The following is a 25193-nucleotide window of genomic DNA, read 5'->3' as shown; positions in this document are numbered from 1 at the left end:
CGCCTATAACATTAATAACTTAATACCAATAACTGGTAAGAGCGCCGCGCCACGGTGGATAACCGTGAATCGGCGCGAGCAGGCCCGCGATCTTTGCCAGCACCGTGCCGGTTTGGCACGCCGCTCAAAGTCCCGCTCTCCAGAACGGAGGGCCGGGCCATGATCCTCGCCGTGCTCCACCAGAAAGGCGGCGTGGGCAAGACCACGCTCGCCACCCACATCGCCGGCGAGCTGGCGATGCGCGGGCAATCGGTCATCCTGCTGGATGCCGACCCGCAGGGCTCCGCGCTGGACTGGACGCAGCGCAGAAGCCAGCAAGGTCTTCCAAGACTGTTCAGCGCCGTGGGCCTCGCACGCGAAACGCTGCACCAGGAAGCACCAGAACTCGCCAGGCGGGCCGATCACGTGGTCATTGATGGGCCACCCAGGATTGCCGCCTTGGCGCGCTCCGCGCTGCTGGCGGCCGAGCGGGTGCTGATTCCGGTGCAGCCCAGTCCCTACGACCTGTGGGCCAGCGCCGAGATGGTTGCGCTGATCCGCGAAGCGCAGATGTTCCGGCCGCTGCTCCGCGCAGCCTTCGTCATCAACCGGCGCGTGGCCGCGACGGTGATTGGGCGCGAGGCACGCGGCGCGCTCGCCGAGCAGCCGCTGCCCGCGCTGCGCGCCGAGATCCGCCAGCGCATCGTGTTCGCCGACAGCGTGGCCGCTGGCCGACTGGCACGCGAGACAGCGCCCGACGGCGCCGCCGCGCGCGAGATCACCGCGCTGGTCGATGAACTGCTGCGGTGGCCGTCATGACCACGAAGCCGCCACCCAGCAGCAAGCGCCCGGCCAAGCGCGTGGGCATCGGTGCGCGGCCGCCCGCGAATCCGCACGCCGAGGCGTGGATTCGCCAGGGTGATGCCGATGCGCTCAGCAAGGGCGATGTGTTCACCGCCCGCCTGACCCTCGACATCACGCCCGCACTGCGTTCACGCATCAAGGTCTCGGCCTTCACGAAAGGCGTGACCGTGGCCGACCTGCTGCGCGCGCTGCTGGAGCGGGAGTTCCCGGAGAACACACGATGACTGCATCCGCTTCGCCTGCCTCTGTGCCTGTTGCCAGCGCGGCCACGGCTGCGCCTTCCGGCCCGCCCGCCAGCACGCCGCTCACGCGCGTAGCGCTGGCCTACATCGACCAGCGTTTCGACCTCTATCTGCGCTTCGGCGAGCCAGCGCGCACCGTCCGGTACGACCGCTGGCGACGCTGCGCGGTGTTCCTGCCGGGGGCCGTGTTCTGCCGCATCCGCTGGCAGTCCAACGACTTCGGCACCATTCGCTGGCAGCTCATGGTTATGCAGGCTTGCACGCCGCTGGACGACGCACAGCGCATCCCCGGCGTGCAGCCTGGCGCGCGCCTGCTGCTGCATGCCGAAGGGCACAACCAGGTGCGCGCCGTGCTGGAGCGCATCGACGCCATCGAGGCGCGGGGCATCGCGCCTACGGCGGCTTCGCCCGCGTACTGGCGCACGCTGGCCAACCGGCTTGCGGCACGCTTGCCGCTGCCCGACTACACCGCCGAGCGGCATGCCGCCTGGCTGGCAGGGAGAGCGCTGTCATGACCACCGTTTCCACTGTCGGCGCTGCGCAGCAGCTTCGCTTTCGCATCGCGCTGGCAGGCATCGCCGTCTGCGGCCTCGCTGCGCTGGCCTGGGCGGCTTTCGTTCAGCCGATGCCGCGCCTGGTCTACAACCCGTCCGACAGCGTGGCGGTGGGCTGGTATCGCGTCGATCCACCGCACCATCAGCCCAGCTCGCTGCCCCGGCCTGTACCTGTGGGCAGCATCGTGCTGACCCGCTTGCCTGCAGACGCCGCCGCGCTGGCCGCGCAGCGCCGCTACCTACCGGCGCGCGTGCCACTGCTCAAACGTATTGGTGCCATCGCGCCGCAGCATGTGTGCATCTTCGACGCGCTGGTCTGGATCGACGGCGTGCCGGTGGCCGCCGTCTTGCCCGCCGACCGGATGGGTCGGCCGCTGCCATCTTGGCCGCACTGCCGCCGCCTGGAGCCTGGTGAACTGTTCCTGCTGAGCGCCACCAATCCGGCGTCATTCGACAGCCGGTATTTCGGGCCGGTCAGCGCATCCGCCGTGATCGGCGTCGCGCACCCGGTATGGCTGGAGAAACGTCCATGATGGCCGCCAACTCGCTGCACGTTGCCGTGCATCTTGTCGTGCCATCGGGCGTGTCGATCCGCTGGCTTTGCGCATGTCGCTGCGCGTGTAGTGCGAGCGCCGATCCTATGTATCGGGCGCTGCATTTCGCGCTGCCGTCCCACGTGCAGGCATCTTGCCTTGAACGCGCATGGCTTTCAGCCGTCGGCGCGTTCTCCGGCGCGCTGGCCGCTCGCGCAGCAGTGGCGCCGGGGGCACCACGGCCGGGAGCTGATGCGGGAGGCTGGGGTGCAAGGCAAGATTAAAGGGGGCGGCACCGAAGTGCACGCCAAGCCAGTCTGCACGTGGGGTTGGCGCGGCACGCGCCATGGGGCGGCTTCGTGCCGCCAGTTGCCCCAATGCCTTGCTACTGCTGGGAATCTCGCGTGCTTCACCCGACGGGGTGCGATGGCACTGGATGGGGGTGCACCATGACCCGGCGCGGCAGCTCCCCCGGTGAAGACCGTTTCCGCGTCCGCCTGGGCAAGCCCAAACAGCGCGGTGACACCTTCATTGCCCAGGTGCTGCGCCAGACCAGCAAGGCAGCCGGCGCCACAGGTGGCCGACGTGGAGCAGGCGGCAAATCCACCGGCAAGGCCCCCGGTTCGCGCCTGGGGCGCGGCCACACGGCGGCGCGGTTCACGGGCCAAACCTTGTCGCCGTTCTCGCGCCGTGCCACGGTCAAGGTGCGGCTGGTGTATTTGCAACAGGCCAGCGGCCGATCCACCGTGGGCCACCTGCGCTACATCGAGCGCGAAGGCGTCAATCGCCAGGGCGGGCCGGGCCATGCCTACGGGCCGTTGACCGACGAGGCGGACACCCGCGCCTTCGAGGAGCGCGGGCGCGAAGACCGCCACCAATTCCGCTTCATCGTCTCGCCAGAAGACGCCGAGCAGCTTGAAGACCTGCGCACCTACACGCGCCACCTGAAGCAGCGCATGGAAGCCGACCTGGGCACGCGGCTGGACTGGGTGGCCGTCGATCACTGGAACACCGACAACCCGCACACCCACGTAGTGTTGCGAGGCAAGGATGACACCGGCAAAGACCTCATCATCTCGAAGGAGTACATCACCCGCGGCATGCGCGAGCGGGCGATGGAACTGGCCACCGAGTGGCTGGGGCCGCGCACCGAGCTGGAAATACAGCAGGCGTTGGCCCGGGAGGTGGAACAGGAACGCTGGACCAGCCTGGATCAGACCTTGCAGCGAGAGGCCACCAATGGCCGGGTGCTGCGCAGCGAGCGGTTGGAAGCCATCCCCCGCTTGAAACGCCAGCGCCTGCTGCTGGTCGGCCGCCTGCAGCACTTGCAGCGCATGGGGCTGGTCAGCGAGAGGAAGACCGGCGTATGGGTTATCCATGCCGATGCCGAATCCACCTTGCGGGCCATGGGCGAGCGCGGCGACATCATCCGCACCATGCAGCGCGCGATGGGCGGGCGACAGCGCGAGCTGGCCGTATTCCAGCCCGGTAAGGATGGCCGCGCCATCGTCGGCCGCGTAGCGGGCAAGGGGCTGGCCGACGAGCTGTACGACCGGGGCTATCTGGTGGTCGATGGCACCGATGGCAAGGCGCATTACGTGGCATTGCCGCCCAAGACAGAGCTGGCGCAGTACCCCATGGGCGCGGTGGTGGAAGTGAAGGGCTCTACCGACGTGCGCAAGGCAGACCAGACCATCGCCGCGCTGGCAACCGAGGGGCTGTACCGCACCGACCATCACCTCGCTATCGCCAAACAGCCTGAGGTCGTAGCCGCCCACGTTCGCCGCCTCGAAGCCCTGCGCCATGCAGGCATCGTGGAGCGCGTGGCCGAAGGCTTGTGGAAGGTGCCCGGCGACCTGCCAGAGCAGGGCCGCAGATACGACATGGGACGCGACGCGCGGCGCCTGGGCGGCGTGGCCGTCGAACTCAAATCCCACCTGCCCATCGAGCGCCAGGCGCGCGTCATTGGCGCTACCTGGCTGGATCAGCAATTGATCGGCGGCGGCCAGGGCCTGGGCGACCTGGGCTTTGGCGCCGAAGCCAGGCAGGCGATGCAGCAGCGCGCCGACTTCCTCACCGAGCGGGGCCTGGCCGAGCGGCGCGGGCAGCGTGTCATCCTCGTGCGCAATTTGCTGGGCACGCTGCGCAACCGCGAGCTGGCGCAGGCCGCCAAGGACATAGCAGCGGAAACCGGCCTGGAGCATCGGCCCGCCTCGGACGGCCAGCGCGTGGCCGGCATCTACCGTCGCAGCGTCATGCTCGCCAGCGGGCGCTACGCCATGCTCGATGACGGCAGGGCATTCAGCTTGATGCCCTGGAAGCCCGTGATCGAGCAACGCCTGGGACAGCAGCTCGCAGCCACCATGCGCGGCGGTAGCGTATCGTGGGAAGTCAGCCGTCAGCGCGGTCCACAACTTTGAGGATGACACCGTCCTCTGATCTCGGCAGCGCTTCATCCCTCGCTTACTAAAGTGGGACTGATTTGCTTTGAACCTAGCCCCCTCCAGCAATCTTGCTCCTCATCGCCTGAGGAATATGAGTGACTTTGAACTATTGGGTGCGATGAGATATACGAAATTGCGATGGCGATACTCCAGCCACGCTCTGAAATGCTCGGGTAAAATGCGGAGGCGCAGAATAGCCCAGCGATAGTGCGATATCGGTAATCTTCATGTCAGTATGCTTGAGCATTGTAGCAGCTCGCTCGTATCTCACTATATTTAAAATTCCCCGATAGCTCTGCCCTATATTGTTAAACGTGCGTTGCAAACTCCGAGTGCTTGTATTCGCCATTTCCGCAATATCATTGAGTGTTGGGATTTTTTCATCCAAATACGCAGGCAACATCATTTTTAATGATCTAACCAAATCATTTGAGTCGTTTGATTTATTTATTTTTTGTGGTATGTGATTTATTGTCGAAAAACATGGAGGGAGACTCAAATATTTCAGGGGAACATCTATCCAAGATATGTGTTGGCCAGTCAAAAATTTTGTTTGCGGCCATTGTGCTTGGCTGTCAATGGTGGGCACAAATTGTGCCTCGAACCCTATTATCGAAGGAGTCCAGCTACTGTTAACAAACTGCCGCACGATTTCAATGGGAAGGACGTTCTGCATCCACTGAGCATGTTCGAGATGTCTCATGCCGGCAGTGCCTTTGAGCCGACTGCAAACTCTCAAGTTTTCGCCATGAAAAATCAGATGCATTTCCAGATTGGTAACATCAATATACGCTCTGGAGCAAACAGAGCGTAGCGCATAAAACAATGTTGGCGAATTCAATATCAACGCTTGCACATTGCTGTTCCAGTGTTTAAATTTGATGGTTCGCGACGCTAAGTGACCAAAATCAGGAATTCCCTGGTTACGAGCGGCAGCTTCAATAAAATTCAGAGCATTCCTCAATGGGATGTAATCGTCATCTTTTTCTTTGGATAGTGACGGTAATTTGAATTTTGCTAGTAATGAATCTGTGGAGGCCCCAGTGGAACTGTGTATACCAATGAATGGGGTAATGAACTGGCAACGGGCTAAAGGAATAGTAGGCATGATGCTCCAATGCTTTTAAGGATTGAAGGGCGAATGCTTGCTTTTTTTTGGAAGAAAATATCGATTAAGCCAACCTTGGCTTGCTAAGCTATATTATATGCATTTTGTTTCTAAAAGTCACATTCGATATTGAACAAATGCAATCCCAACTCCTGGCTACGCCAAATCACCATTCATAGAACGGGACTACCTGTGATTGATGACGATGACCTTGCATTGGTCTTGGGACGAGGCCAGGAAAAAAACAAAGGAGCGCTAAATGCGCTCCTTTGTTGCTTTCAAGGGCAAACCACAGGTGGGCTATCTACCGTCAGCTCATTCTGCGACGAAGCCCCAGGCCGCCCAGCAAAAGTGAGAGGAGCGCCAAACCTAGACCCTGCAGAGCAGGGACAGGTGTCGGAGAACTCGTGTGCTTGGTTTCGGCAAAGTTGTTGCCGGTGGAGTCCTCCGTGCCCAAAGTCAAAACAATGGTGCTGTCACCTGGACCGGTATCGCCCGTCTGGCTTGTGGCACCTGTCCCCAGCGTGTTGTAGGCATTGGTGTAGCCGCTGGGCTGCGTCTCGGTCACTGTGCACTGTGCGCCCGATTGCAGGCCCGTGAAGCGGTAATTGCCTTCGGCATCGGTAGTCATGGTTTGCTCCAGTGCGGGATTGGTGCAGACCAGACGCACGGAGATGCCTGTCAAGCCGGGATCGGTGGCATGGCCGTCGTCGGAGGTGTTCTTGCCGGTTTCCTCATAGACGCGCCCAGATACGGCCAGTCCGTCCACCGCGCTGACAGTAAGGTCCGCGCAGCCGCCGCTATTGCCGGCATTCGATTCGGCTTGTCCGCTCAACCCTACGCCAGCGCAGTTACGCACGGCTGCCGTGGTGGATGCGGTGGGAGTGACCAACGCAGTTACCGCGATATCACCCATGGCAGCTCCGGGCAGAATCGGCAGCGTGCCGGTGTACTGGCAACTTACTAAGCTGGCCGTTGATGCTGCGCAGTTCCAGCTGGCCGCCGTAATCGGCAGTTGGGCCTGCAAGCCTGCGGGCATAGGGTCATTCATAACGATGGTCGGCACTGGGTTGGCTTGAATAGCACCCACATCATCCCCGGTGTTGTTGGACACGCGAATGGTGAACACTGTCGTCTCGCCGTGCTTCGCTGCCATCGGGGCGGCCGTCTTGCCCAGGAGCAGATCCGCTGCCACCACGCGCGTCTGCACCATGTTAGAGCCAGGGTTGCGAGCCAGCAGGCTGGACGAATCGGCCACGTAGTCGTTGAAGTAGACATTGCCCGTCTGGTTGCCAGAGGCCACTACTGGCATGCTTAGGCTATAGGCACTGCCGGACGACATCTGACCGCCGCCGATGGGGCGCGCCAGGATGGCCGTGGCTTCGCTGGCATTGGCTGGGCAACTACCGCCGCTGAATTGCGCGCACCAAACGGTAGCGCCGCCTGGGTGGTCGGAAGCCTTGCGGCTGATACTGGCCGGCGCCGCCTTGGTGTAGAGCACCACCATTGCTGCGTCACCAGCAGGCGGAGCCACCGGGCCAGCCAGGCGCAGCGTGCCCGCAAAATTGCTGTTGCGGTCGCCCGGAGTGGGCAGCACGTCCAGCAAGCGTACATCATCCAGCGCCTGGCCCACGGCGGCGTAGTTCAGCGTGTAGGTGAAGCCGGTGCCCACCGGCACCACGGCAGCGCTCACGGCCTTGTCGATGACCAAGCCCGCGTTGCCCGAAATGCGCAATGCGTAGTTGCCCACACTGCAAGGCTGGCCGGTGCAGGCAAAGCCTTCTTGGTCCCGGTACGTGGCCTTGACGCGCAGGTTGAGGGCCGAATCGGCGAACGAGGTGTTCAGCAAGTTGGTATTCACCGGTGCATCGACCGCCACGGTGGCTGTGAATTGCAGCGGCGGCAGGTTGCCTGCAGCATTGCCCGCCCCCACTTGGGCGAACGGCTGCTGCGGCAGCGTCCAGCGGCAGGCCGTAAAGCCTTCGGACACTGAATTGGGGGCGAAGGGGGCGCCCGCATTCGTGGGCGTGACGCCAGGTGCCAGGCAAACTGGTTCAATCGCAGTATTGCCAAAGGTGGCGCTGCCGGCACGGTAGCTCATGTACTTCGGCAACACGTCCCATACCGTGATGTCCGCGGTGGGCGTGTCAGTGCTGCTGGTGGCGTTGACCACCAGTCGGTAAGTGACCGCAGCGGCGCGATTGACCGGGCCGTTGGCGATGTTGTTGGGCGCCAGCGCGGTTTTGGTGATGCCCACGTACTGGGTGCTGGTAATGCGCAGCGCGTCGGCGCTCCATATGCTGGCGGGCGATGCAGCGCCCTCGGGGGTACTACGCCAAAGCGCCTGGTTGGGAGCGATGGACTCCAGTGTGGGCGCGCCGGCCACGTGGACCACGTTTTCTCGGCTCACCTCTTGGCCTGCGGCATTGTTTCTGATCAGGATGTCAGTGGCATCATGGCGGTACCCAGTCCGTGCTTGCAGCGGGATCCACCATACCGTTCTGGCGGCAGCTGGATAGCTGGAATAGCTGCCGCGCACGCGTGTCACGTCCGACAGTTGTTTGTTATCCGCCAGTAGGGCATCAATGGATGCATACCAGGTGATGCCGGTTTCGTCACAGGCAGAGGTGCCCTGGGTGCCTACATAGAGATTCGGCTCGCCCACACCGCCGCTGGTGTATTCGCTGGGCACGTTGCTGCTGCTCGTCCAGCCGCCATTTGTTGTGCCCGGGCCTCCCACGCCTAGCGCCCAGTTGATCGGGGGCGTGTTGCCTGTTACGGACTGTTGCACGATGCCGGTGGCGGCATCCTTGCTCCACGCGCTGGTGGTGTTTTTTGCAGGAATGTTCCGGAAATCGGCCAGGCTCAGGCGGGCGTTGTCGATCTTCTCGCACACGTAGCCCACATCCTGAGCCCGGGTCCGGGTTTCCAGGGCGATCCGGGCGGCCAAGTGTTGCCCGGGAGCCACCTGATTGACGTTGTCGTCGCCAGTTACGTTCGGATCCGAGAGCGCCTCGCTGAGGTTGGCAGCAGCGGTGTCCCAGCTTCGTACCGATGTGTACCGCTTGGCAAAGCTGCCTGCGGTGTTGTGATAGATGGAGCCAATACCGGTGCTCGGTGCGGATGTATAGGGGCTGCCATCCAACTTGGTGCCGACCAGGGTGGCGGTGTTGGACATCTTGTAGTCACCGGCGGCGGGGAACTCTTCCATCGGTACCCACACCAGAATGGTCTTATGGGCCACCCACCATTCGTTGCTGCTCGCGTCTAGGTCATTCGGGTTCACGATGACCGTGGCCGAAGGGTTGTAGCCCGCGCGTTCAGGAAAGTGGCGCAGCGAGAAATCGGTATTGGTGACCGTGAAGGAGGCTCGTTTGTCGTCAGCTGTCTCGCTCTGGATGGTGCCCAGCGCGCACACACCGCCACGCGCTACGGAATAGCTGGCATTGACTGGCGCAATGGTCGCGCCCCCAAAGTCGTTCGCTCGGTAGTACGTGTTGTCATATTGCCCGCCGAAAGCGCTCAGCTGACCACGGTAGTCGCCGCAGGCATTCTGCTGGTTGTGCTCCACCCCCGGCCCCATCGGCAGCGAAGCTACGGTGGATTGAATGTTCCAGGTTACTAGCTGCGCGCCTGGGAAATGGTTGATGGCAGTGCTGCCTATGGTGCCCACGGGGCTGCTGTAGTTGTCTTCCAATGTCCAGTCGGGCTGAAGTGCTTCCAGTCCCTTGCGCGAGCCCACGGCCTTGATGCCGATGTTGAAGCCCACGACGTAGCCGTCTTGCCCTTGCGGCCCAGAGCCTGGGATGAACCGCCCGCCCAAGCCGACGGATCCTACCTTGTCCACTTGCCAGCGCGGCGCGGCCGACACAGTAAGTGTGGGCATGCCGTACAGCGGGGGCTGGGCATTGGGATTGTTCACCGCATTGGCTATGTTGGTCGTGACGGGTGCATTGCCGTTCGACCAAAGCGTGATGCTGGGTGGCGCAATCGTGGTGCCGTTGGGGGCAGCGCCACCCACGGTAGCGCGAAAGTACAGGTCACTGGCACTGCCCGCAGCGGGCTGCACACAGACGATGGCCTGACCATCAGCGGTAACGCCGGACTGTGTGGGCGCGGAGCCATCTGCAGGCAGGGTGACGGGCGTGCTGGAGATGTTCTGGCAGCCATTGGCGACGCCGCTGGGTACGTCCTTCACATCGAAGCGCACCAGTTCCTTGGCGTCTGGCTGGGGGGTGATGGGGAATGGCAGTGTGACCGTGCCCATTTTCACGATGAGCACCCGGTTGGCGGCGGCGGGCGATAGCGAATACCCTACGCGCCAGTCCACCGTGTCGTGCGTGCGCACTCTGTTATCCCCAGGGCCGCGGTCGTTGCCTGCTGCGTCGGCGTCGGGGCCAGTACTGAAAGGCGTGGAACCTGAAGCCACCATGCCGACCTTGAAATCCGTAACGGCTGCATGTGCGAAAGGTGTAGCCAGTACACCTGCAACGCCCAAGGCACCCAGAAAGGCTCGGGCCCCCTGCGAGTTAAACCGCGTAGCAACACTTGCCTGCCCACTGCGGTCTTCTCGGTGAGTCCACGTACGCTCTAGTGAGGAACTGTTCTGAGTGTCTTTCTGTGGGCTTATATCCATATGTTCTATTCCTTCAAGTTGCTGAGTACTCCATCCGCAGCCAAAGCGGCTCTTCGGTTGTGACTCAAATTTTTTGCCTCTTTGATTTTTGTAAAGAAGTGCATCGTCGAGTTTCCATTTCGCGCCAACCATTCATTGCTTGAAGGTTGTTCACCGTGTGTTTTTCACGTTGAGCGCAAAAAAGCCGCATCTAGTGCGGCTATAAGGAGCAAGGTGGCAGTTGGATCAGTGAGTGGCAGCGCCTCGAAACCGGTGTAGGTGTCCGAGCGGTAGCGCCGGCCTGAGAATGGGCCGTATACCCTCCCGAGGTGGCCCACTTATCCACCCCGGTGACGATAAGGATCGCGCAGCCGCCGTTGTCGCTGGCCTTCGGCTTGTCCAACCAAGCTCACACGAGCGCAGCTACGCACGGCGGAGGTCCAGGATGCGGTGGGTGTTATCAAGGTGGTTACCGCGATATCACCCACGGTCGCTCCGGCCAAGACAGGCATAAGGCGCTGAGCCATTGCCTGTTTTACGCGCGGCGGTTCAAACCTCGTAGCCCTGCCACCATGGCCAGCAGGCTGAGCGCCAAGAGCATCCAACCACTGTTTGTCGGCACCGGCGTGGGAGTCCCTCCGCCCGCTTTGGTGATAGTGACTGTATCGGTGGCAGTTAGACACACCGCCGGGCTGGCCCTATTGCACAGCTGGTAGTCCACCTGGTAGGAGCCCTCCTTCGTTGTGCCGTCGTACTTGATCGCACCGGTGGTCGTGTCCAGCGTCAGACCTGCCGGCCAGTTATTGGAAATGGCGATAGTCGCATTCCCATTAGGCCCCAAGGTGGCTGGCTGCCCGCCGATGGAGTCATTTGTCAGCACGTTCGCGATGGGCGTCGAAGGCGTGCCTTCCTTGCCAGTGCCAGTCTCGGGCTGCGGGTCGACGGCCGGGGCTGCCTTGCAAGCGCCCCCATCCATGGCATCGGTGGCACTGAGTGGAGCCCCGCCGGCGCTGTCCCCTGCAGCCCAGATACACGAGGGGTTGGCCGGATCGGCGGCAGCCCCAGTGAAGCCTTGGACGTATCCCAGGGTGTTGTCATAGCCCGAGCAGGGAGCGTCGGTCGCCCAATCCCAGCACAGCTTCTTTTCCTGTCGGTCATTTTGCCAATAGCTCCGCCCATTAAGCGTCAAGGCCAAGGAAGAACCCTCGTGGACATACTGAGCGAAGGTGCTCTTGGCGGTAGTGATGTCATTTCCGCTCAAGTCCAGACATTTGCTGCCACCCCAATAATTCGAGAAGCACATGCCATCAACGATGCCATTGGTGGAGGCCGTGGCCGAGCCATTGCCATAGAGAAGCGCTTCGCCCGTTTGGGGGGGATTGTGGCTCACAAAACTTGGCGCCGTATAGCCAACGCAGGCGCCATTGGTGACCATGTCAAAGCAGAGTACACGACTGTCTACTGGCCACGCTTGAACACTTTTGTATTGCACCCAATACATCCGAGAACCAATTTGCAGGGCGGGGGCACTTGTGTGGCCTAAAGGGAAGGCGGCTAGCGGGAAAGCGCTTGGCACTGCAAAGGCACCATCGGCCGCATCCGTGCCCGCGCATGGCGCAAAGTTGGTCAAATCGAGACACAGCATGCGATCACCGTTGGTGGCTGCGTAGTAGCGGTTGGCGTAGAAGCCGGTGCCGGCCAAATTCCAACTTGCAGCATTGAATTGATACGAGCCGCAACTTGTGTGGGTGTTCAAATCCGCGCAAATCACCACGGGCCCAGTCTCAGTCTCGGCATAGAAATACAAGCGGCCAGTGCTGCGATCCAGGTATTCCTGCGGTTCTCTGGCGGATACATACCAGGGACTGGCCGCGGGTGCGAATGGCTCGCTCGCAGTGGCTGGCACTGTTGTGGGAAAGCCCGGGCAGGCATGGCCCGTGGCCTGCACGTTGCAATACAGCGCATCTTCGTCCCAGCCATGGAAGATGAGGTAGGTCTTGTCCTTGTACAGGATGGGGCGGTAGCCGTCACCGGGTGTGGCAGTGTCAGCCATTATGGGCGGCGCCGTTGCCGGCAGAGCTGCTGTGGCGGGGGCGGCGGCAATCAATGCCAGCACCATAACCAGCGCACCCCAAAGTGCGCACGCGGTTTTCTTGATATTGAATCGAGATATTTTCATGCTCATCTTCTGTTCCTCAAGCTGTTAGCGTCACGCCGCCTTTTGGCGTCGCAGCCCCGCAAATCCAACCATCCCGGCCAACGCGGCGAGCAACGACAAACCCCATGCGCCCAGTACGGGCACGGGCGCTACTGTCCCCGTTCCGCCAGCACCTACCGTGAGCGTTGCACCGCCGGTTCCATCGGTGCCAGACGTGGAAGCGTTTTGCGCACCTTGCGCACTGGTGACCGTGACAGGGGGAATGGCGAAGCTGCCGCTACCCGCCGCCGCGAGGGTCACCGTGACGGCGCAGCTTGCGCCTGCCGCCACACTCGCGTTGCTCAGCACCACACTGTTGCCGCCGGGCGCGGCCGTCACTGTGGGCGTAGTGGTGTTACTGCAGGTGGAACTGGCGTTGGGCGTTGCTGCTACGGTCAACCCGTTGGGCAGGTTGTCGGTCAGTTCCAGGCCGGTCAGTGGCAACGCGCCGTCGGCCATGTTGGTGATGGTGATGGTCAATACCGTGGTGCCGCCCGGCTGGATCGTGGTCGGGCTCAGTGCCTGGGTTACGGTCACGTTCGGTGCCGGCCCCGCGCGCAGGCCGGTGGCAACCAGCGAGACCGTGCGTGCTGCATCAGGCGAACCCGCCTGTTTGCGGATGCGGATTTCGTACTGGGCCCCGGCCACCGGGTTCTCCACCAGCACCTGGCGCACGGTATTGGCGTGCTGGTTGGGATCGTCAAGGCCCGTGGCGCGCGCGGCGGGCGCGAACGGAGCCGTCATGATCGGCGTGATCCACGATCCAGTGGGCACGGGGGCGGCCTTCAACGCGCCCATGGGCCCGTCCGTGATGTAGTTGGCGACCAAGTCGAAGTCGTAAACCAGGCGAGACTTCGTGGGATCGACACCTTCGCTGGATTTTTGCGATTCACCCATGTCATCGATCCACGAGATGGTGACCACCAGCGGCGCGCCGCCGGCTGCGGTGAACACGCGGCGCATCTCGCCTCCCACGGCCGGGTTGGCGGTGATTTCCTCGATGTGAGCGCCCTTGCTGTCCTTGGGCGCCAGGGTGTAGTCCAGGCTGGCCGGGCTGCCGTTGCCGTTGCCCTGCCGGATGGCTTTGGCGGCCGCATCAAGGTTGACCAGGCCCCACCCGTACTTGACGTCCGGGCCGGGCTCGCCCTTGTCTGTGGCCGTGCCCGTCAGCAGCGCCTTGAGCGTGGAGGCGAGCATGTAGCCAGGATTGAGCGACTTGTAGTACTGCTGCAGCAGCAACGCGCCACCGGTGACAGATGGGGTGGCCATGCTGGTGCCGGGGTAGTAGTCGTACGAGCTATCCGATGGCACGTCGCTTGCGTCGTAATAGACCGATGACTCGACGTAGTACCCGTGGGAAACCACATCCGGTTTCAAGCGATTGTCATCGGTCGGCCCGAAGTTGCTGAAGTCCGTGATAACACCATCGCCATCGACCGCGCCCACGGTCACCACGTTTTTCGCCGCAGCGGCACTCGTCATCACATCGGCGCCAGGAAATTTATTGCCACCAGGCGGCGTGCCCGCATCGCTTGTTTTCCAGTTGCCGTTGCGCTGCTGCTCGTTGCCACCGGCAATGAAAGGCAAGTAAAAAGGATTGCTGTGGACGATCAAGTCATAGTACGGGGCACTTTGCGCGTAAGCGCCATAGAACCACTGATCGTCGGCGCCGGCGTCTTCGTTGCCCGGACCGTAGGAGTGGTTGGATGCGAGACCGCCGGCACCAGCAAAAGCCGTCATCTCTGCAACATCGTCGTCCCAGTCATAAGCCGTCGCCGTGGCACCATAGGCAATGCCGTGGGCCGTCTCACGGCCCGGGACGGTCTTTTTGCCTGCGACGATGCCGGCCACATGGGTCATGTGGTTATTTCCAGCCACTGAGCCAGGGTTTGTCTGCTGGGCATCCATGGTCACCTGCCCAGCCAGGAGTTCATGCGTAGCACGCACAGGCCCCCCATCCCAGATGCCCGCCTGCATGTTGGTGCCCGTGATGCCGAGGTCGTACATCGCCTTGGCGTTCATCAACAGGGCCTGAGGCTCACTCTTGATCCATCCCCCTTTTTTTACCAGCCCGCCACGGGTGGTGATGTAGATAGGTTTGCCGTTGTCGGCGATGCTTTGCAGGTAATACGCTTTTCCGTCCTTGGTGAAACGACGCTGCTGGCCGGGATGAGCTGCCAAGTATTTCTGCACCGCTGCTTCGTCGCGCTCGCGCTGCGCTTGCAGCTTCTGCGTCAAGGATGCTGCCTCGCTGGGGCTGGCGCCGGACTTTTTGATGACTTCGCGCTCAACTGCAGTTTGCGCCTGAACGTGCTGCATCTGACAGGCAGCAAGAACCGCCAACATCAACGGTGCCAGAGCACTTTTTGGGGAGGGATTTTTCTTGGACATGCGATCCTGGGTAAAACGACAAGCTGACGAGGCAAAGGTCAGCGCAGCCCACCAGCAATGACCCTTCCTATGAGGGATCACCACGCTCGACCACTTGTCCACGACTACGCATGGCTTGCCACCGCGTGGCCGCGCACTTCTCTACCCACCTTTTCAAGGCTATGAAAGCGTAGCGTTCGATACGTTTTATTGCTTCCCAGATTCCGCCAAACTAACGTCTTTCACAGACATGCGGTGGAAGAGACGGAACTTAACTGGGGGAACACCAGCCACGTTTTGGAATGCACGGGTGAAATGTGCCGCGCTCGAATAGCCCATGGACATGGCTATATCTGTGATCTTGATGTCTGTCTCTTTGAGCAACTGCGCGGCCCTCTCGAATCTCACCGTATTCAAGATGTCACGGTAGCCCATCCCTGTTTCCGCCAGCAAACGCTGAAGGCTGCGGGTACTGGTGCTGGCCATGTCGGCAATGTCTCGGAGTGATGGAATTTTTCCATCGATGTACGCTGGCAGCATCAGCCTCAAGGAATGGATCAAACCATTCGGGTCATCCAGAGTCGAGGCGGGACCTGTGTCGTCTTTTCCCACTTCGATAGGAGGCAAACCCAGATACTCCACCGGGACATCGATCCAGGACGACTTCTCCGCCGCAAGAAAGCGCGTAGTGGGCCATAGCGCTTGCACAGAGAGCCCTGGGACATATCGAGCCTCAAATGCCATGGTTTCTGGCGCCCATCGACGCCCAACAAAGCGACGGACGATTTCGACCGGCATGACATTCTGAATCCACTGGGAGTGTTCGAGATGGTGGTGCCCTGCAGTACCCTGGAGATGGGTACACACCCTAAGGCTGGACTCATGAAACTCCAACCACATCTTGAGGTTGGTGTCCTCAAATCGCGCTCGTACGCAAGCTACTCGAAGCGCCTGAAACAGCGTCGGAGCGTTCGCGATTTGCAGACGCGAGCCATAGGTCAAGTGCTCTACCGTACAGAACTTTGCGATCTCCCAACCAAAGTCAGAGATGCCCTGAGCCCGCGCAGCAGCCTCGACGAAATGGATGGCGTTTTTGATGGGAACATAAGCGTCTTCCTTGCCATAGAGGAAGGCTGGCAACTTGTGTTTCTCCAAAAGGGACTCTGTCGGGGCCCCAATGTCACCCAGAATTTCCCAGAATGGAATGATGTACTGACCGCGCGTCAGCGGGATTTCGGCCATTGGGCCCTCCTGTCACTTGCCCGAGAGTCACCCAGGAGGAGAGCAAACGTCACAAGCTACCAACTTCATGCTGGCAACGATTATTAAGTCCTCACTTGAAATTTACTTACCATTTCCCGCCATTACATCTTTCACTTTGAAAATCAGAGAGAGGAAGGATCGCCTCTTGCGGAGCGACAAGCAGATCGGTGACGGCACGCTGGGAGGGGTCTTCAGCTCATTCGGGTGAAGTGCTCATGCCGCCACAGCGTTGAGAGCCTTGCCCGTCGTGACTCCTACTTTGGCAGATACTGACCTGCAACCCGAATTCCGCACCAAGGCAATTAAGAATCCGCCCAACTAAGAGGAAGTGCGATGTGCAAGAGTAGGTACACAGAAGAACAGATCATCGGATTCGTCAAACAGGCCGACGCTGGCATGAGCGTTGCGACCTGTGCCGCCGAGGGGCTTCTGCTCAGCCGCGTTCTATAAGTAGCGGCCGAAGTTTGGCTGTATGGAGGCCAGTACCGCCAAGCGGCTGCGCGATCTAGAGGCCGAGAACAATCGGCATCAACAAGGAAGGATCTATTTAAGACTGTGGCTGTAGTTTAGAAAAACAAGACCTCTTCCGTGAATATTGTGTATAGGCAACTCCATTCCTGTATGGCGAAGGGTTTTATAGCGAAGCTGTGGCAACTTATTCCCAATGCGATGGTAGCTGGTTTTTTTGTAGCCGAGTTCTTCCAGTATTTTTTGCTTGCCAATTGGCTCTGGACTACTTTTAATTAATAGATCAAGCAAATTGAACTCGCTGTCGTTGAGTGAGACGGTGCGAAAATTTGGTGCTATGAGTTGGGGCGCATTCGGATGCAAACTCCATAGTTTTGAAGTTGGTTGTGTTTTTTTATTTTTTAATACTTTAATTAGTCTGTTGTTGTGTAGTATCGAGCAAATGCCAGCGATAACTTCCGTCATTTCCGCTGGCTTGGGGAAGTATTGAAGAGCACCAGCCATTAGTCCTGCGATTCGTTCTTCAAGGCTCGAACCGGAAGCAAGCAAGATAGCTGGTATGCCTTGACTCATCAAATTTTGTATCAGTGTGAAGCCACTTTGATTGGGAAGAGTGGCCTCCGTGACCACCAGATCAACTTTCCTGGTCAGCAGGCCGACATAAAAATCCTCTGCGGACCTTGCATCAAATACATTGAATCCTGATTTTTGAAGAAAAATGCACGCCCTCAGACGAGCGTCATCGTCACTATCTACCACTGCGATGGTTGGTTCTTTTGAGGCGCTTAGGGTCTCTTGCTCAAAAAAGGAATCGTCTTGTATTTTTATAATATCTGAAAGATGTGAATTTTGCATTCCATCGTTTGAAGGGTTGATGCAATTTTTTAACGTTGAAAAGGTCATGAAATGATAATTTTCGAGGTTAATAATAATCAAATTCAATCCATTGATATAATTTTTTATCGAAATGAATTTATTTGATTCTTCATCAATATTTGTCATGCCATGTGAGAATTTTATATATTTCCTTGCTTTGTGAGTTCCCGTATTCCGCCAATTTCATGATTGGCTCCGTGAAGCAGCACGTGGCATATCCATCTATGCCAAGATGTTTATGCAAGGTCCATGGTGGAAATCGAAGGCGTTGTAGATCAACGGTAGACAATCAGAGAGGCTAGGTGGCGATAGCTAAGAACCGTCGGCCGCCTTTCATTGGCTTCTATGGCTCTCATGTGTTCCACCCGCAGACAGTTCGTATGTGCTAATGGAGCAAGGAGAAACGGAGGCCGCCATGGAGCTTAGACATTTACGGTGCTTTCTTGCCGTCGCCGAGGAACTGCACTTTGCTCGCGCCGCCGCCCGGCTACACATGGAGCAGTCGCCCCTGTCGCGCACTATCCGCGAGTTGGAGGAAGACCTGGGCATGCAGTTGTTCGTGCGCACTAGTCGGAGCACACGGCTGACGGTGGCGGGGAGGCTGCTGGTGGAGCACGTGCCGCGCGTGTTTGCTGCATTGGAGCAGGCGCGTGAGAGCGTGAAGGCGGCGGCCAACGGGTTTCACGGCCAGTTGCGCATCGCACTGTCCGACGGCATCACGCCATCGCGCCTGCCGTCCTTGCTAGCCCGTTGCCGAGAAGAAGACCCCGAAATCGAAATCCGCCTGTTCGACGTACCCCTGGCTCAGCAGATCAAGGGTCTGCATGACGACTTGTTCGACGCCGGGTTCTCCATGGCCGAGGACGCGGGCGAAGGCATCTTGGTGGAGCCCACGTGGGAGGATGAGCTGATGGTGGCCGTTCCGGCACGCCATCCCGTGCTCAGCCACAAGCGCATTCCCTTGGAAGAGGTGCTGCGCTACCCGCTGGCCCTGGGCGACCCGGCATTCTGCGAAGGACATGCCCGCCAGGTAGACCGCATCTTGCGCCAACAGGCCCAGGAGCCGCTGATTGCGCAGCATGTGGCCACCTTCGATTTGATGATGGCGCTGGTATCGGCCGGGCTGGCCCTGGGTTTGGCCGGCGCTGCGCACATCGCCTCCAGCCGTGAGCCTAACGTTGTGGGCCGTCCGCTGGCGGGCACGCCGCCCATGCTGACGACCTATCTGCTGCGCCGCGATACCGAGCCCTCGCAAGCGCTGGCGCGCTTCATCGAGCGGCTGCAATCGAACGGGCCGGGCCAGGGCGATGCGGTCCATGACGAGAAATAGCGGAGCTACGCCATGCGCAAGTTCATGATGCTTGTGCCCCTTGCTGTAGCACCGGCCGGCTGCGGCAAGCCCGAGCCCACGAACACAGTGGAATCGCTGGTGGCCAACCCCGAGCGGCTGAAAGACCTGCGCGAGCAATGCAGGCTCAACCACGCCAAGATGGGTGATGCGCTGTGCAACAAGGTGGCCGAGGCCACGCGCAAGCGGTTTCAGGGCAAGGGCACGCCGTACACGCCGCCCAAGGAACCACCGAAGTTCTGAGTGTTTGCCGCGCGCAACGCGCATTTTGCTTTTTTCCAAACACGCCGCAATGCGCTTTCGCTTGCGGCGTTTTTGCGGCTTTCTACCTCGCTTGAATTGATGATTTTTTCATCACCTTGCTGCCGATAACGGTCTTTGACCGGCACCGGGCCGGCCCCTGATCCTGATGCCTGCGGCACATCGCGGTGCCGCCAGGCAGGGAGCTGGAAATGCAGGGAACGAACGTGCTGTTCGGTCAGATCGCCGTGGTGTTCGGCATCGTGATCGCTGGCGTCTGGAGCGCCACGCAATGGACGGCAGCGGCCCTGGGCTACCAGCTACGCCTGGGCGCGCCGTGGTTCGATTTGCTCGGCACGCCGGTCTACCATCCATGGCGGTTGTTCGAGTGGTGGTTCTTCTTCGACGCCTATGCACCACGCGTGTTCGACATAGGCGGTGCGATCGCGGGCGGCAGCGGGCTCTTTGCGGTGCTGGTGGCCATTGGCATGTCCATATGGCGCTCGCGCCAGTCCAAGCTGGTGACGACCTACGGCACGGCGCGGTGGGCCAACGCGGAGGACGTGCGCAAGGCCCGTCTTGACCGACCCGCAGGCGTGTTCCTCGGTTTGCATTACCGGCAGTACCTGCGGCACGAAGGGCCGGAGCACGTGCTGGCCTTCGCGCCCACGCGCTCGGGCAAGGGTGTGGGTCTGGTGGTGCCGACGCTGCTGTCCTGGCCCGCTTCGGCCGTCATCCACGACATCAAGGGTGAGAACTGGCAGATCACCGCCGGCTGGCGTAGCCGGTTCAGCCACTGCCTGCTGTTCAACCCCACAGATTCCAAGTCGGCCGCCTACAAGCATCACGAGCCTGATGGTTCTTTGTTCCGCCGCCCATGCCGACACAACAGCCGGGGTCTCAACCCTGTTCAAGACAGGAACCAACCTGGCGAACCAATCCACGTCTGACTCCCGCATCAGCAGCACAGGCACGGCGGCGCCCGGTGACACCATCCAATGGGTAGTGGACTACAGCAATCTAACCGGCACCACCGCAACGGCCACCATTTCCGACCTGCTTACACAAGGGCAGAACTATGTACCCGGATCGCTGAAGTTACCTCCGGGGCTGACGGCGCGCTACACCGCCAACAATGGCGGCACCTGGGCAAATGGCTCTCCCCCTGCCGGAGCGAATGGCGTTGGCCTATCGGGCAGCGTTGCCGGAAGCAACAGCGGCGCCGCCGCCATGACCCCTTTCCAGGTCACCACGCTGACGTTCAACACGCAAGGCGGCGATGGCTATTCCGTCGAGGGCTACGGCAACAATATCTATACGGTGTACCACCACAATGCGAGCGCCACAGCGGTATTCTGCGCCACTATCAACAATCAGGTCTGTCCCGGCTGGCCCGCACGTTCGACCTATGTCAATGCCACCGCCGATACTCCGATCGGGACAGGGGGCTCCGGTCAGTACACCACTGCCGGAGTCACCGGCTCGCTGATCTTCAACGGCAAACTCTATTGGCCCGTGGAGTCACGCGCTGCCGTAGGTGGTGTCTATCCGGTCGGCATGCAGTGCCTGAATCTGGACACGCTGCTCAGTTGCGGTTTCATCCAATTGGATACCGTATCGGTCTCTCCCCGTGCCGGCCAGTACGGAGAAATCGCGGGGGATGGTATCCAGGCGGCCAATGGAAAATACTACTACGTCAACACCAATGGCAATCTGCTGTGTTTCGATCCTGCGAGCGGTGCAGATGGCGCTTCCTGTGGCATCACCAACCAGGGAATCAGCGCCATTGCGCCTGCCCAGACTTATTTTGCCGAACTCGGCACGTTTGGCAATTACGTGTACTTCACCTACGCACAAGGCGCCAGCAACCAACTGGTCGGTTATGACATCTCGGGTACGACACCGGTGCGGGTCACTAATCAGATAACAGGGCCGTTGCAAACGGGTGGGTACCCGAGCGAAGTATTTCCAGTGGTCTCGCCGAGCGGCACAGTACTTGGCGCTTGTGCGGTCTACAACCAGAAGTGCTATAGCACCTCCGATATCGAAATCACCAACAGTCCTTGGCCGTTGCGACAGTACTCCTACAACCCAAACGCTGCCAATCCTGCTGCGGGGTTTGGCTATGGCACAGGCGTGCTGATGGGTTCCAAGTACTACACCACCGTGGGCAGTTCCAGCACCAATTGCTATGACTTCGCCAACTGGGATGGAACAGGCGCAGTGCCTGCCTGCACCGGATTCAATGGACCGGCCACCCTGCGCAGCTATACGGTGCGGCCCTTGGCCAACCTGCCGGGATGCATGGCCACCAATGGCGATGGCGCACAGATCAAGGTCTTCAACCAGGTCACCGGCGGCGCCTGTGTCAGCGGCTCTGCCACGGTGCCCAAGACCACACCCTCGGCCTACTATTGCGATGGAACAACACACACTTCTCAGTGGGACAAGCTGACGCTGCTGGGCCTTACCGGCGCGGAGTATGGACAAGCCGTCGCCACCATATACGACATGAATGGCGCGGCCGTGCCGGGCTTCTCCAACGTGGTGATGAATGGCACCATGCTGGATATTTCTTCACTGCCCGTGTCTGGCAACTATACGTCGCTCTCCGCGGCGATCACATTGACGGGTGTGACCGACCAGGCGGCCATCAGCAAGGCCTCGGCCACGCTGTCGTGGGCCGGCGGCCCCATGCAGATGTGCTACCAGACCACCGTGTCCCCCATGGCCTGCGGCACCAGCGCCCCGGTGATGAATGTGGCCCGTGCCGTGACCAGTGTGAGCGGTGGCGCGACGGACGGCCCCGCCGGCACCTCCAGCGGCACAGCCCTGTTCACCGCGGCGCCGACGGCGGCGCAGTGCCGGCTGAACTTCACCAAGACGGCCTCCGCCCCGATCCTGCAGCCGGGTGGCGGGATGGGCTACACGATCACGGTCACGAACCAGGGCACCATGCCCTACGCGGATGCAGCCCCGGCCTCGTTCAGCGACGACCTGGGTCAGGTGCTGGCCGGCGCCAGCTACACCGGCATCGCGACGGCCTCCGCAGGCTCGGTCTCGTATGCCGCGCCGGTGCTGTCCTGGAGCGGCCCGCTGGCCGCGGGCGCCACGGCGACAGTGCAGTACACGGTGACGGGTGGAGCCAACCCGCCGGCGACCCTGGCCAATACGGTGCTGTCACCGAATCCATCAAACTGCCAGCCCGGCGCTGCGGCGCCAGAATGCACGGCCGTCGTCACCCCGGTGCCGCAGGTCAGCATCGCCAAGAGCACGCCGGCGACCACGCTGACACCCGGTGGCCAGATCGTCTACACCATCGTCGCCCGCAACATGGGGACGGTGGGCGCCTCCGGCACGGTGGTGTCCGATCCGCTGCCGGCAGGCCTTGCTAGCCAGACCTGGACCTGCGCCGCCAGCGCGGGCGCAGCCTGCCCCAACCCGAGCGGTACAGGCAACCTGAATGAAACGCTGACCAGCTTTCCCGCCGGCAGCTCGGTGACCTATACGGTGACCGCGACCGTGAGCGCCAACCCGCCGGCACATGTCACCAACACGGCGACGGCCGCGCCGCCGCCCGGGGGCGTCTGCGCGCCGAACCAGCTCCAGCCGCCTTGCCAGAGCGTGGTGACGGTGCCGCCGGTGCCCCAGGTCGGTATCCTCAAGAGCACGCCGGCAACCACGTTGACGCCGGGCGGCCAGATCGTCTACACCATCGTCGCCAGCAACACCGGTGCGGTCAGCGCAGCGGGCACCGTGGTGTCCGATCCCCTGCCGCAGGGCATGGCGAGCCAGACCTGGACCTGCATGGCAAGCGCAGGGGCAGCCTGCCCGAACCCGAGTGGTACGGGCGACCTGAATGAGACCTTGGCCAGTTTTCCTTCCGGCAGCATGGTGACCTATACGGTGACCGCGACCGTGAGCGCCAACCCGCCAGCGCAGGTCATCAACACCGCGACGGCCGTGCCGCCTCCAGGGGGCATATGCACGCCGCCTGCGGCGCAGCCATCCTGCCAAAGCAGGGTGACGGTGCCGCCGGTGCCCCAGGTCGGCATCCGCAAGAGCACCCCGGCAATGACGCTGGTGCCGAACGGCCAGATCGTCTATACCATCGTCGCCACCAACACCGGCACGACCAGTGCATCCGGCACCGTGGTATCCGACCCCATGCCCGCAGGCATCACGGGCCAGACCTGGACCTGTACCGCCAGTGCGGGCGCTGCTTGCCCTAACCCCAGCGGCGCCGGCGACCTGAATGAAACGCTGGCCACCTTTCCTGCTGGCGGCGTGGTGACCTATACCGTGACGGCGACCGTGAGCGCCAGTCCACCTCAGCAGGTCATCAACACCGCGGCGACTGTGCCACCGCCCGGAGGCGTGTGCGCTCCGAGCCAAACGCCACCTCCTTGCCAGAGCGAAGTGCGGGTTCCTCCGGTGCCGCAGGTCAGCATTGCCAAGACGGCGAGCACCGACAAGCTGAGCCCGGGCAGCACGATCGTCTACACGGTCACCGTGACCAACACGGGCGTGCTGCCAGCCGACGGGACGCAGGTGTCCGATCCGATTGCAGCGGGCCTGACCGCCTATTCGACGACCTGTGCCGCTGCAGGTGGCGCGGCGTGCCCGAACGGCGCGGGCCCGAACACGGGTGCCTTGAACGAGACGATTGCTACCCTGCCAGTGGGCGGCAGCGTGGTTTACACGATCACCGCAACCGTGAGCGCCAACCCAGCGAGCGCGGTGACCAATACCGCTCGCGCCACGCCGCCACCGAACGGCCTGTGCATGCCGGGCAATACCGAGCCGCCCTGCACGGCGACTGTGACTAGTGTCCTGTCCCAGTAATTCGCCCGCAGAGCCGGGCGAGTTTCTCAAGGATTGAATCGGCGGTGGCGGTCCAGGTGAACGGCTTGCAGTGTTCGTTGTATTGGCTGACGAAGCTGTCGATCTTCTTGGTCAGGTCCTTGACGCTGTTGAACGAGCCGCGCCGGATCGCCTTGTCGGTGATGATCCCGAAGAAGCGCTCGACCTGATTGAGCCAACTGGAATAGGTCGGGACAAAGTGCATGTGCCAGCGTGGGCGCTGCGCCAGCCATGCACGCACCTTCGGATGCTTGTGGCTCGCGTAGTTGTCCACCACGCAATGCACGTCGAGATCTTGCGGCACGGCCTTGTCGATTTCGCGCAGGAAAGACAGGAACTCTTGATGGCGGTGACGAGGCTTGCAGCTGGCCAGCACCGCCCCATTGAGCACGTTCAGCGCGGCAAAAAGCGTGGTCGTGCCATGGCGCACGTAATCATGCGTGACGCCTTCCACGTAGCCCAGCCCCATCGGCAGCATCGGTTGTGTGCGCTCCAGCGCCTGGCACTGGCTCTTCTCGTCCACGCACAGCACCAGTGCGTTCTCGGGTGGATTGAGGTACAGCCCCACCACGTCGCGTAGCTTCTCGATGAACAGCGGGTCGGTGGACAGCTTGAAGCTGTCCACTCGATGTGGTTTGAGCTGGAAGGCTTGCAAGTAGCGCGCAACGGTGCTCTTGCTGATACCCGTTTCGCCCGCCAGCGTGCGCGTGCTCCAATGCGTCGAGCCGTCGCCCGGCTTGGTGTGCAACGTCTTGTTGATCAACTCGGCAACCCGCTCGTCACCCACCGTGCGCGGGCGGCCAGGGCGCAGTTCGTCATACAGCCCAGGCAGCCGATCGCGCGCATAGCGCCCGCGCCACTTCGTCACCGTCGCTCGATTGATCCCCAGCGCTTGCGCTACATCGGTGCTGGCCTTGTCCTCGCCTTCACAGGCCAACACGATTCGCGCACGCAATGCCAAGGCGGCCGGCAGCGATCGCGATCTGGCCATCGAGGCCAGTTCCGCTCGCTCGCCTTGCGTGAGGTTGATGGTCGTCGTGCGGGTATATGCGTTGGGCATGGGACATCTCCGAAGATGCCTCATTCCATGCAGTTTTTGTGCCTACGAATTAACGGGACAGGACACTAGCGCCCCGCCGCCACCATCAACCACACCAGTGCCGATTGATGCACGCTGGATGTTGCTGTTGCTAGGAACGTTGTTGGCTTTGCAGGCAGGCCGCGGGATG

15 protein-coding genes and 2 pseudogenes are annotated in these 25193 nt (G+C 61.3%); 10 read left to right on the top strand and 7 right to left on the bottom strand.

Going from position 1 to position 25193, the window contains the following annotated elements:
• Positions 1–159 precede the first annotated feature (159 nt).
• From parA to ACODRX_RS20450, 5 genes are all read left to right on the top strand, one after another.
• Complete coding sequence (gene parA / locus ACODRX_RS20470) at positions 160–798, top strand: ParA family partition ATPase (protein ID WP_488873381.1); 639 nt, start codon at positions 160–162, stop codon at positions 796–798.
• Positions 795–1067 (top strand): chromosome partitioning protein ParB, encoded by a 273-nt coding sequence (locus ACODRX_RS20465; protein ID WP_488873380.1) that lies wholly within the window; start codon positions 795–797, stop codon positions 1065–1067. Before parA ends, ACODRX_RS20465 begins: the two co-directional genes overlap by 4 nt.
• On the top strand, positions 1064–1600 hold the full coding sequence (locus tag ACODRX_RS20460) for a DUF2840 domain-containing protein (protein ID WP_488873379.1): 537 nt from the start codon (positions 1064–1066) through the stop codon (positions 1598–1600). Before ACODRX_RS20465 ends, ACODRX_RS20460 begins: the two co-directional genes overlap by 4 nt.
• Positions 1597–2172 carry a S26 family signal peptidase gene (locus tag ACODRX_RS20455; RefSeq protein ID WP_488873378.1) on the top strand — a complete coding sequence of 192 codons (576 nt, stop codon included), beginning with the start codon at positions 1597–1599 and terminating at the stop codon, positions 2170–2172. The genes ACODRX_RS20460 and ACODRX_RS20455 overlap by 4 nt, the downstream gene beginning before the upstream one ends.
• 449 nt (positions 2173–2621) lie before the next feature.
• The gene (locus ACODRX_RS20450) at positions 2622–4592 is read left to right on the top strand and encodes a DUF3363 domain-containing protein (protein WP_488873377.1); all 1971 of its coding nucleotides are present in this window, start codon (positions 2622–2624) and stop codon (positions 4590–4592) included.
• Between the two features lie 130 nt (positions 4593–4722).
• Here the strand turns inward: ACODRX_RS20450 and ACODRX_RS20445 are convergent, their stop codons facing one another.
• From ACODRX_RS20445 to ACODRX_RS20425, 5 genes are all read right to left on the bottom strand, one after another.
• Positions 4723–5724 carry a helix-turn-helix domain-containing protein gene (locus tag ACODRX_RS20445; RefSeq protein WP_488873376.1) on the bottom strand — a complete coding sequence of 334 codons (1002 nt, stop codon included), beginning with the start codon at positions 5722–5724 and terminating at the stop codon, positions 4723–4725.
• Positions 5725–6034: 310 nt separating this feature from the next.
• Positions 6035–10072, bottom strand: coding sequence for an SdrD B-like domain-containing protein (locus ACODRX_RS20440; RefSeq protein WP_488873375.1), 4038 nt, complete (start codon positions 10070–10072; stop codon positions 6035–6037).
• An 802-nt stretch (positions 10073–10874) separates the two neighbouring features.
• Positions 10875–12524, bottom strand: a complete 1650-nt coding sequence (locus ACODRX_RS20435; RefSeq protein ID WP_488873374.1) for a putative Ig domain-containing protein — start codon at positions 12522–12524, stop codon at positions 10875–10877.
• Between the two features lie 24 nt (positions 12525–12548).
• Entirely contained in the window at positions 12549–14927 is a 2379-nt protein-coding gene (locus tag ACODRX_RS20430) for an IPTL-CTERM sorting domain-containing protein (RefSeq protein ID WP_488873373.1), read from the bottom strand.
• A 186-nt stretch (positions 14928–15113) separates the two neighbouring features.
• Positions 15114–16148 (bottom strand): helix-turn-helix domain-containing protein, encoded by a 1035-nt coding sequence (locus ACODRX_RS20425; RefSeq protein WP_488873372.1) that lies wholly within the window; start codon positions 16146–16148, stop codon positions 15114–15116.
• Positions 16149–16502: 354 nt separating this feature from the next.
• Here ACODRX_RS20425 and ACODRX_RS20420 point away from each other — a divergent pair.
• Positions 16503–16695, top strand: a pseudogene (locus tag ACODRX_RS20420) (transposase); the annotation flags it as partial.
• Between the two features lie 17 nt (positions 16696–16712).
• On the opposite strand, the gene ACODRX_RS20415 reads toward ACODRX_RS20420, so the two are convergent.
• Positions 16713–17639 carry a response regulator transcription factor gene (locus tag ACODRX_RS20415; RefSeq protein ID WP_488873371.1) on the bottom strand — a complete coding sequence of 309 codons (927 nt, stop codon included), beginning with the start codon at positions 17637–17639 and terminating at the stop codon, positions 16713–16715.
• A 289-nt stretch (positions 17640–17928) separates the two neighbouring features.
• Between ACODRX_RS20415 and ACODRX_RS20410 the strand changes: the two genes are divergently transcribed.
• The 4 genes and pseudogenes from ACODRX_RS20410 to ACODRX_RS20395 all read left to right on the top strand — a co-directional run bounded on the left by ACODRX_RS20410 (position 17929) and on the right by ACODRX_RS20395 (position 23946).
• Positions 17929–18843 (top strand): LysR family transcriptional regulator, encoded by a 915-nt coding sequence (locus ACODRX_RS20410; protein WP_488873370.1) that lies wholly within the window; start codon positions 17929–17931, stop codon positions 18841–18843.
• Positions 18844–18855: 12 nt separating this feature from the next.
• A complete protein-coding gene (locus tag ACODRX_RS20405) occupies positions 18856–19104 on the top strand; it encodes an EexN family lipoprotein (RefSeq protein WP_488873369.1) in 249 nt (82 codons plus the stop codon).
• A gap of 209 nt (positions 19105–19313) precedes the next feature.
• Positions 19314–19940 (top strand): annotated as a pseudogene (locus tag ACODRX_RS20400) (type IV secretory system conjugative DNA transfer family protein); the annotation flags it as partial.
• A 16-nt stretch (positions 19941–19956) separates the two neighbouring features.
• On the top strand, positions 19957–23946 hold the full coding sequence (locus ACODRX_RS20395; RefSeq protein WP_488873368.1) for a DUF7927 domain-containing protein: 3990 nt from the start codon (positions 19957–19959) through the stop codon (positions 23944–23946).
• Here ACODRX_RS20395 and ACODRX_RS20390 read toward each other — a convergent pair.
• A complete protein-coding gene (locus ACODRX_RS20390) occupies positions 23927–25024 on the bottom strand; it encodes an IS630 family transposase (RefSeq protein WP_488873367.1) in 1098 nt (365 codons plus the stop codon). The two genes, ACODRX_RS20395 and ACODRX_RS20390, sit on opposite strands and share 20 nt — an antisense overlap.
• Between the last annotated feature and the right edge of the window lie 169 nt (positions 25025–25193).

This window comes from Comamonas sp. FG99 (genome assembly GCF_057808605.1).
The sequence above is the reverse complement of the archived record's forward strand: the minus strand, read 5'-3'. Positions and strand labels throughout refer to the sequence as shown.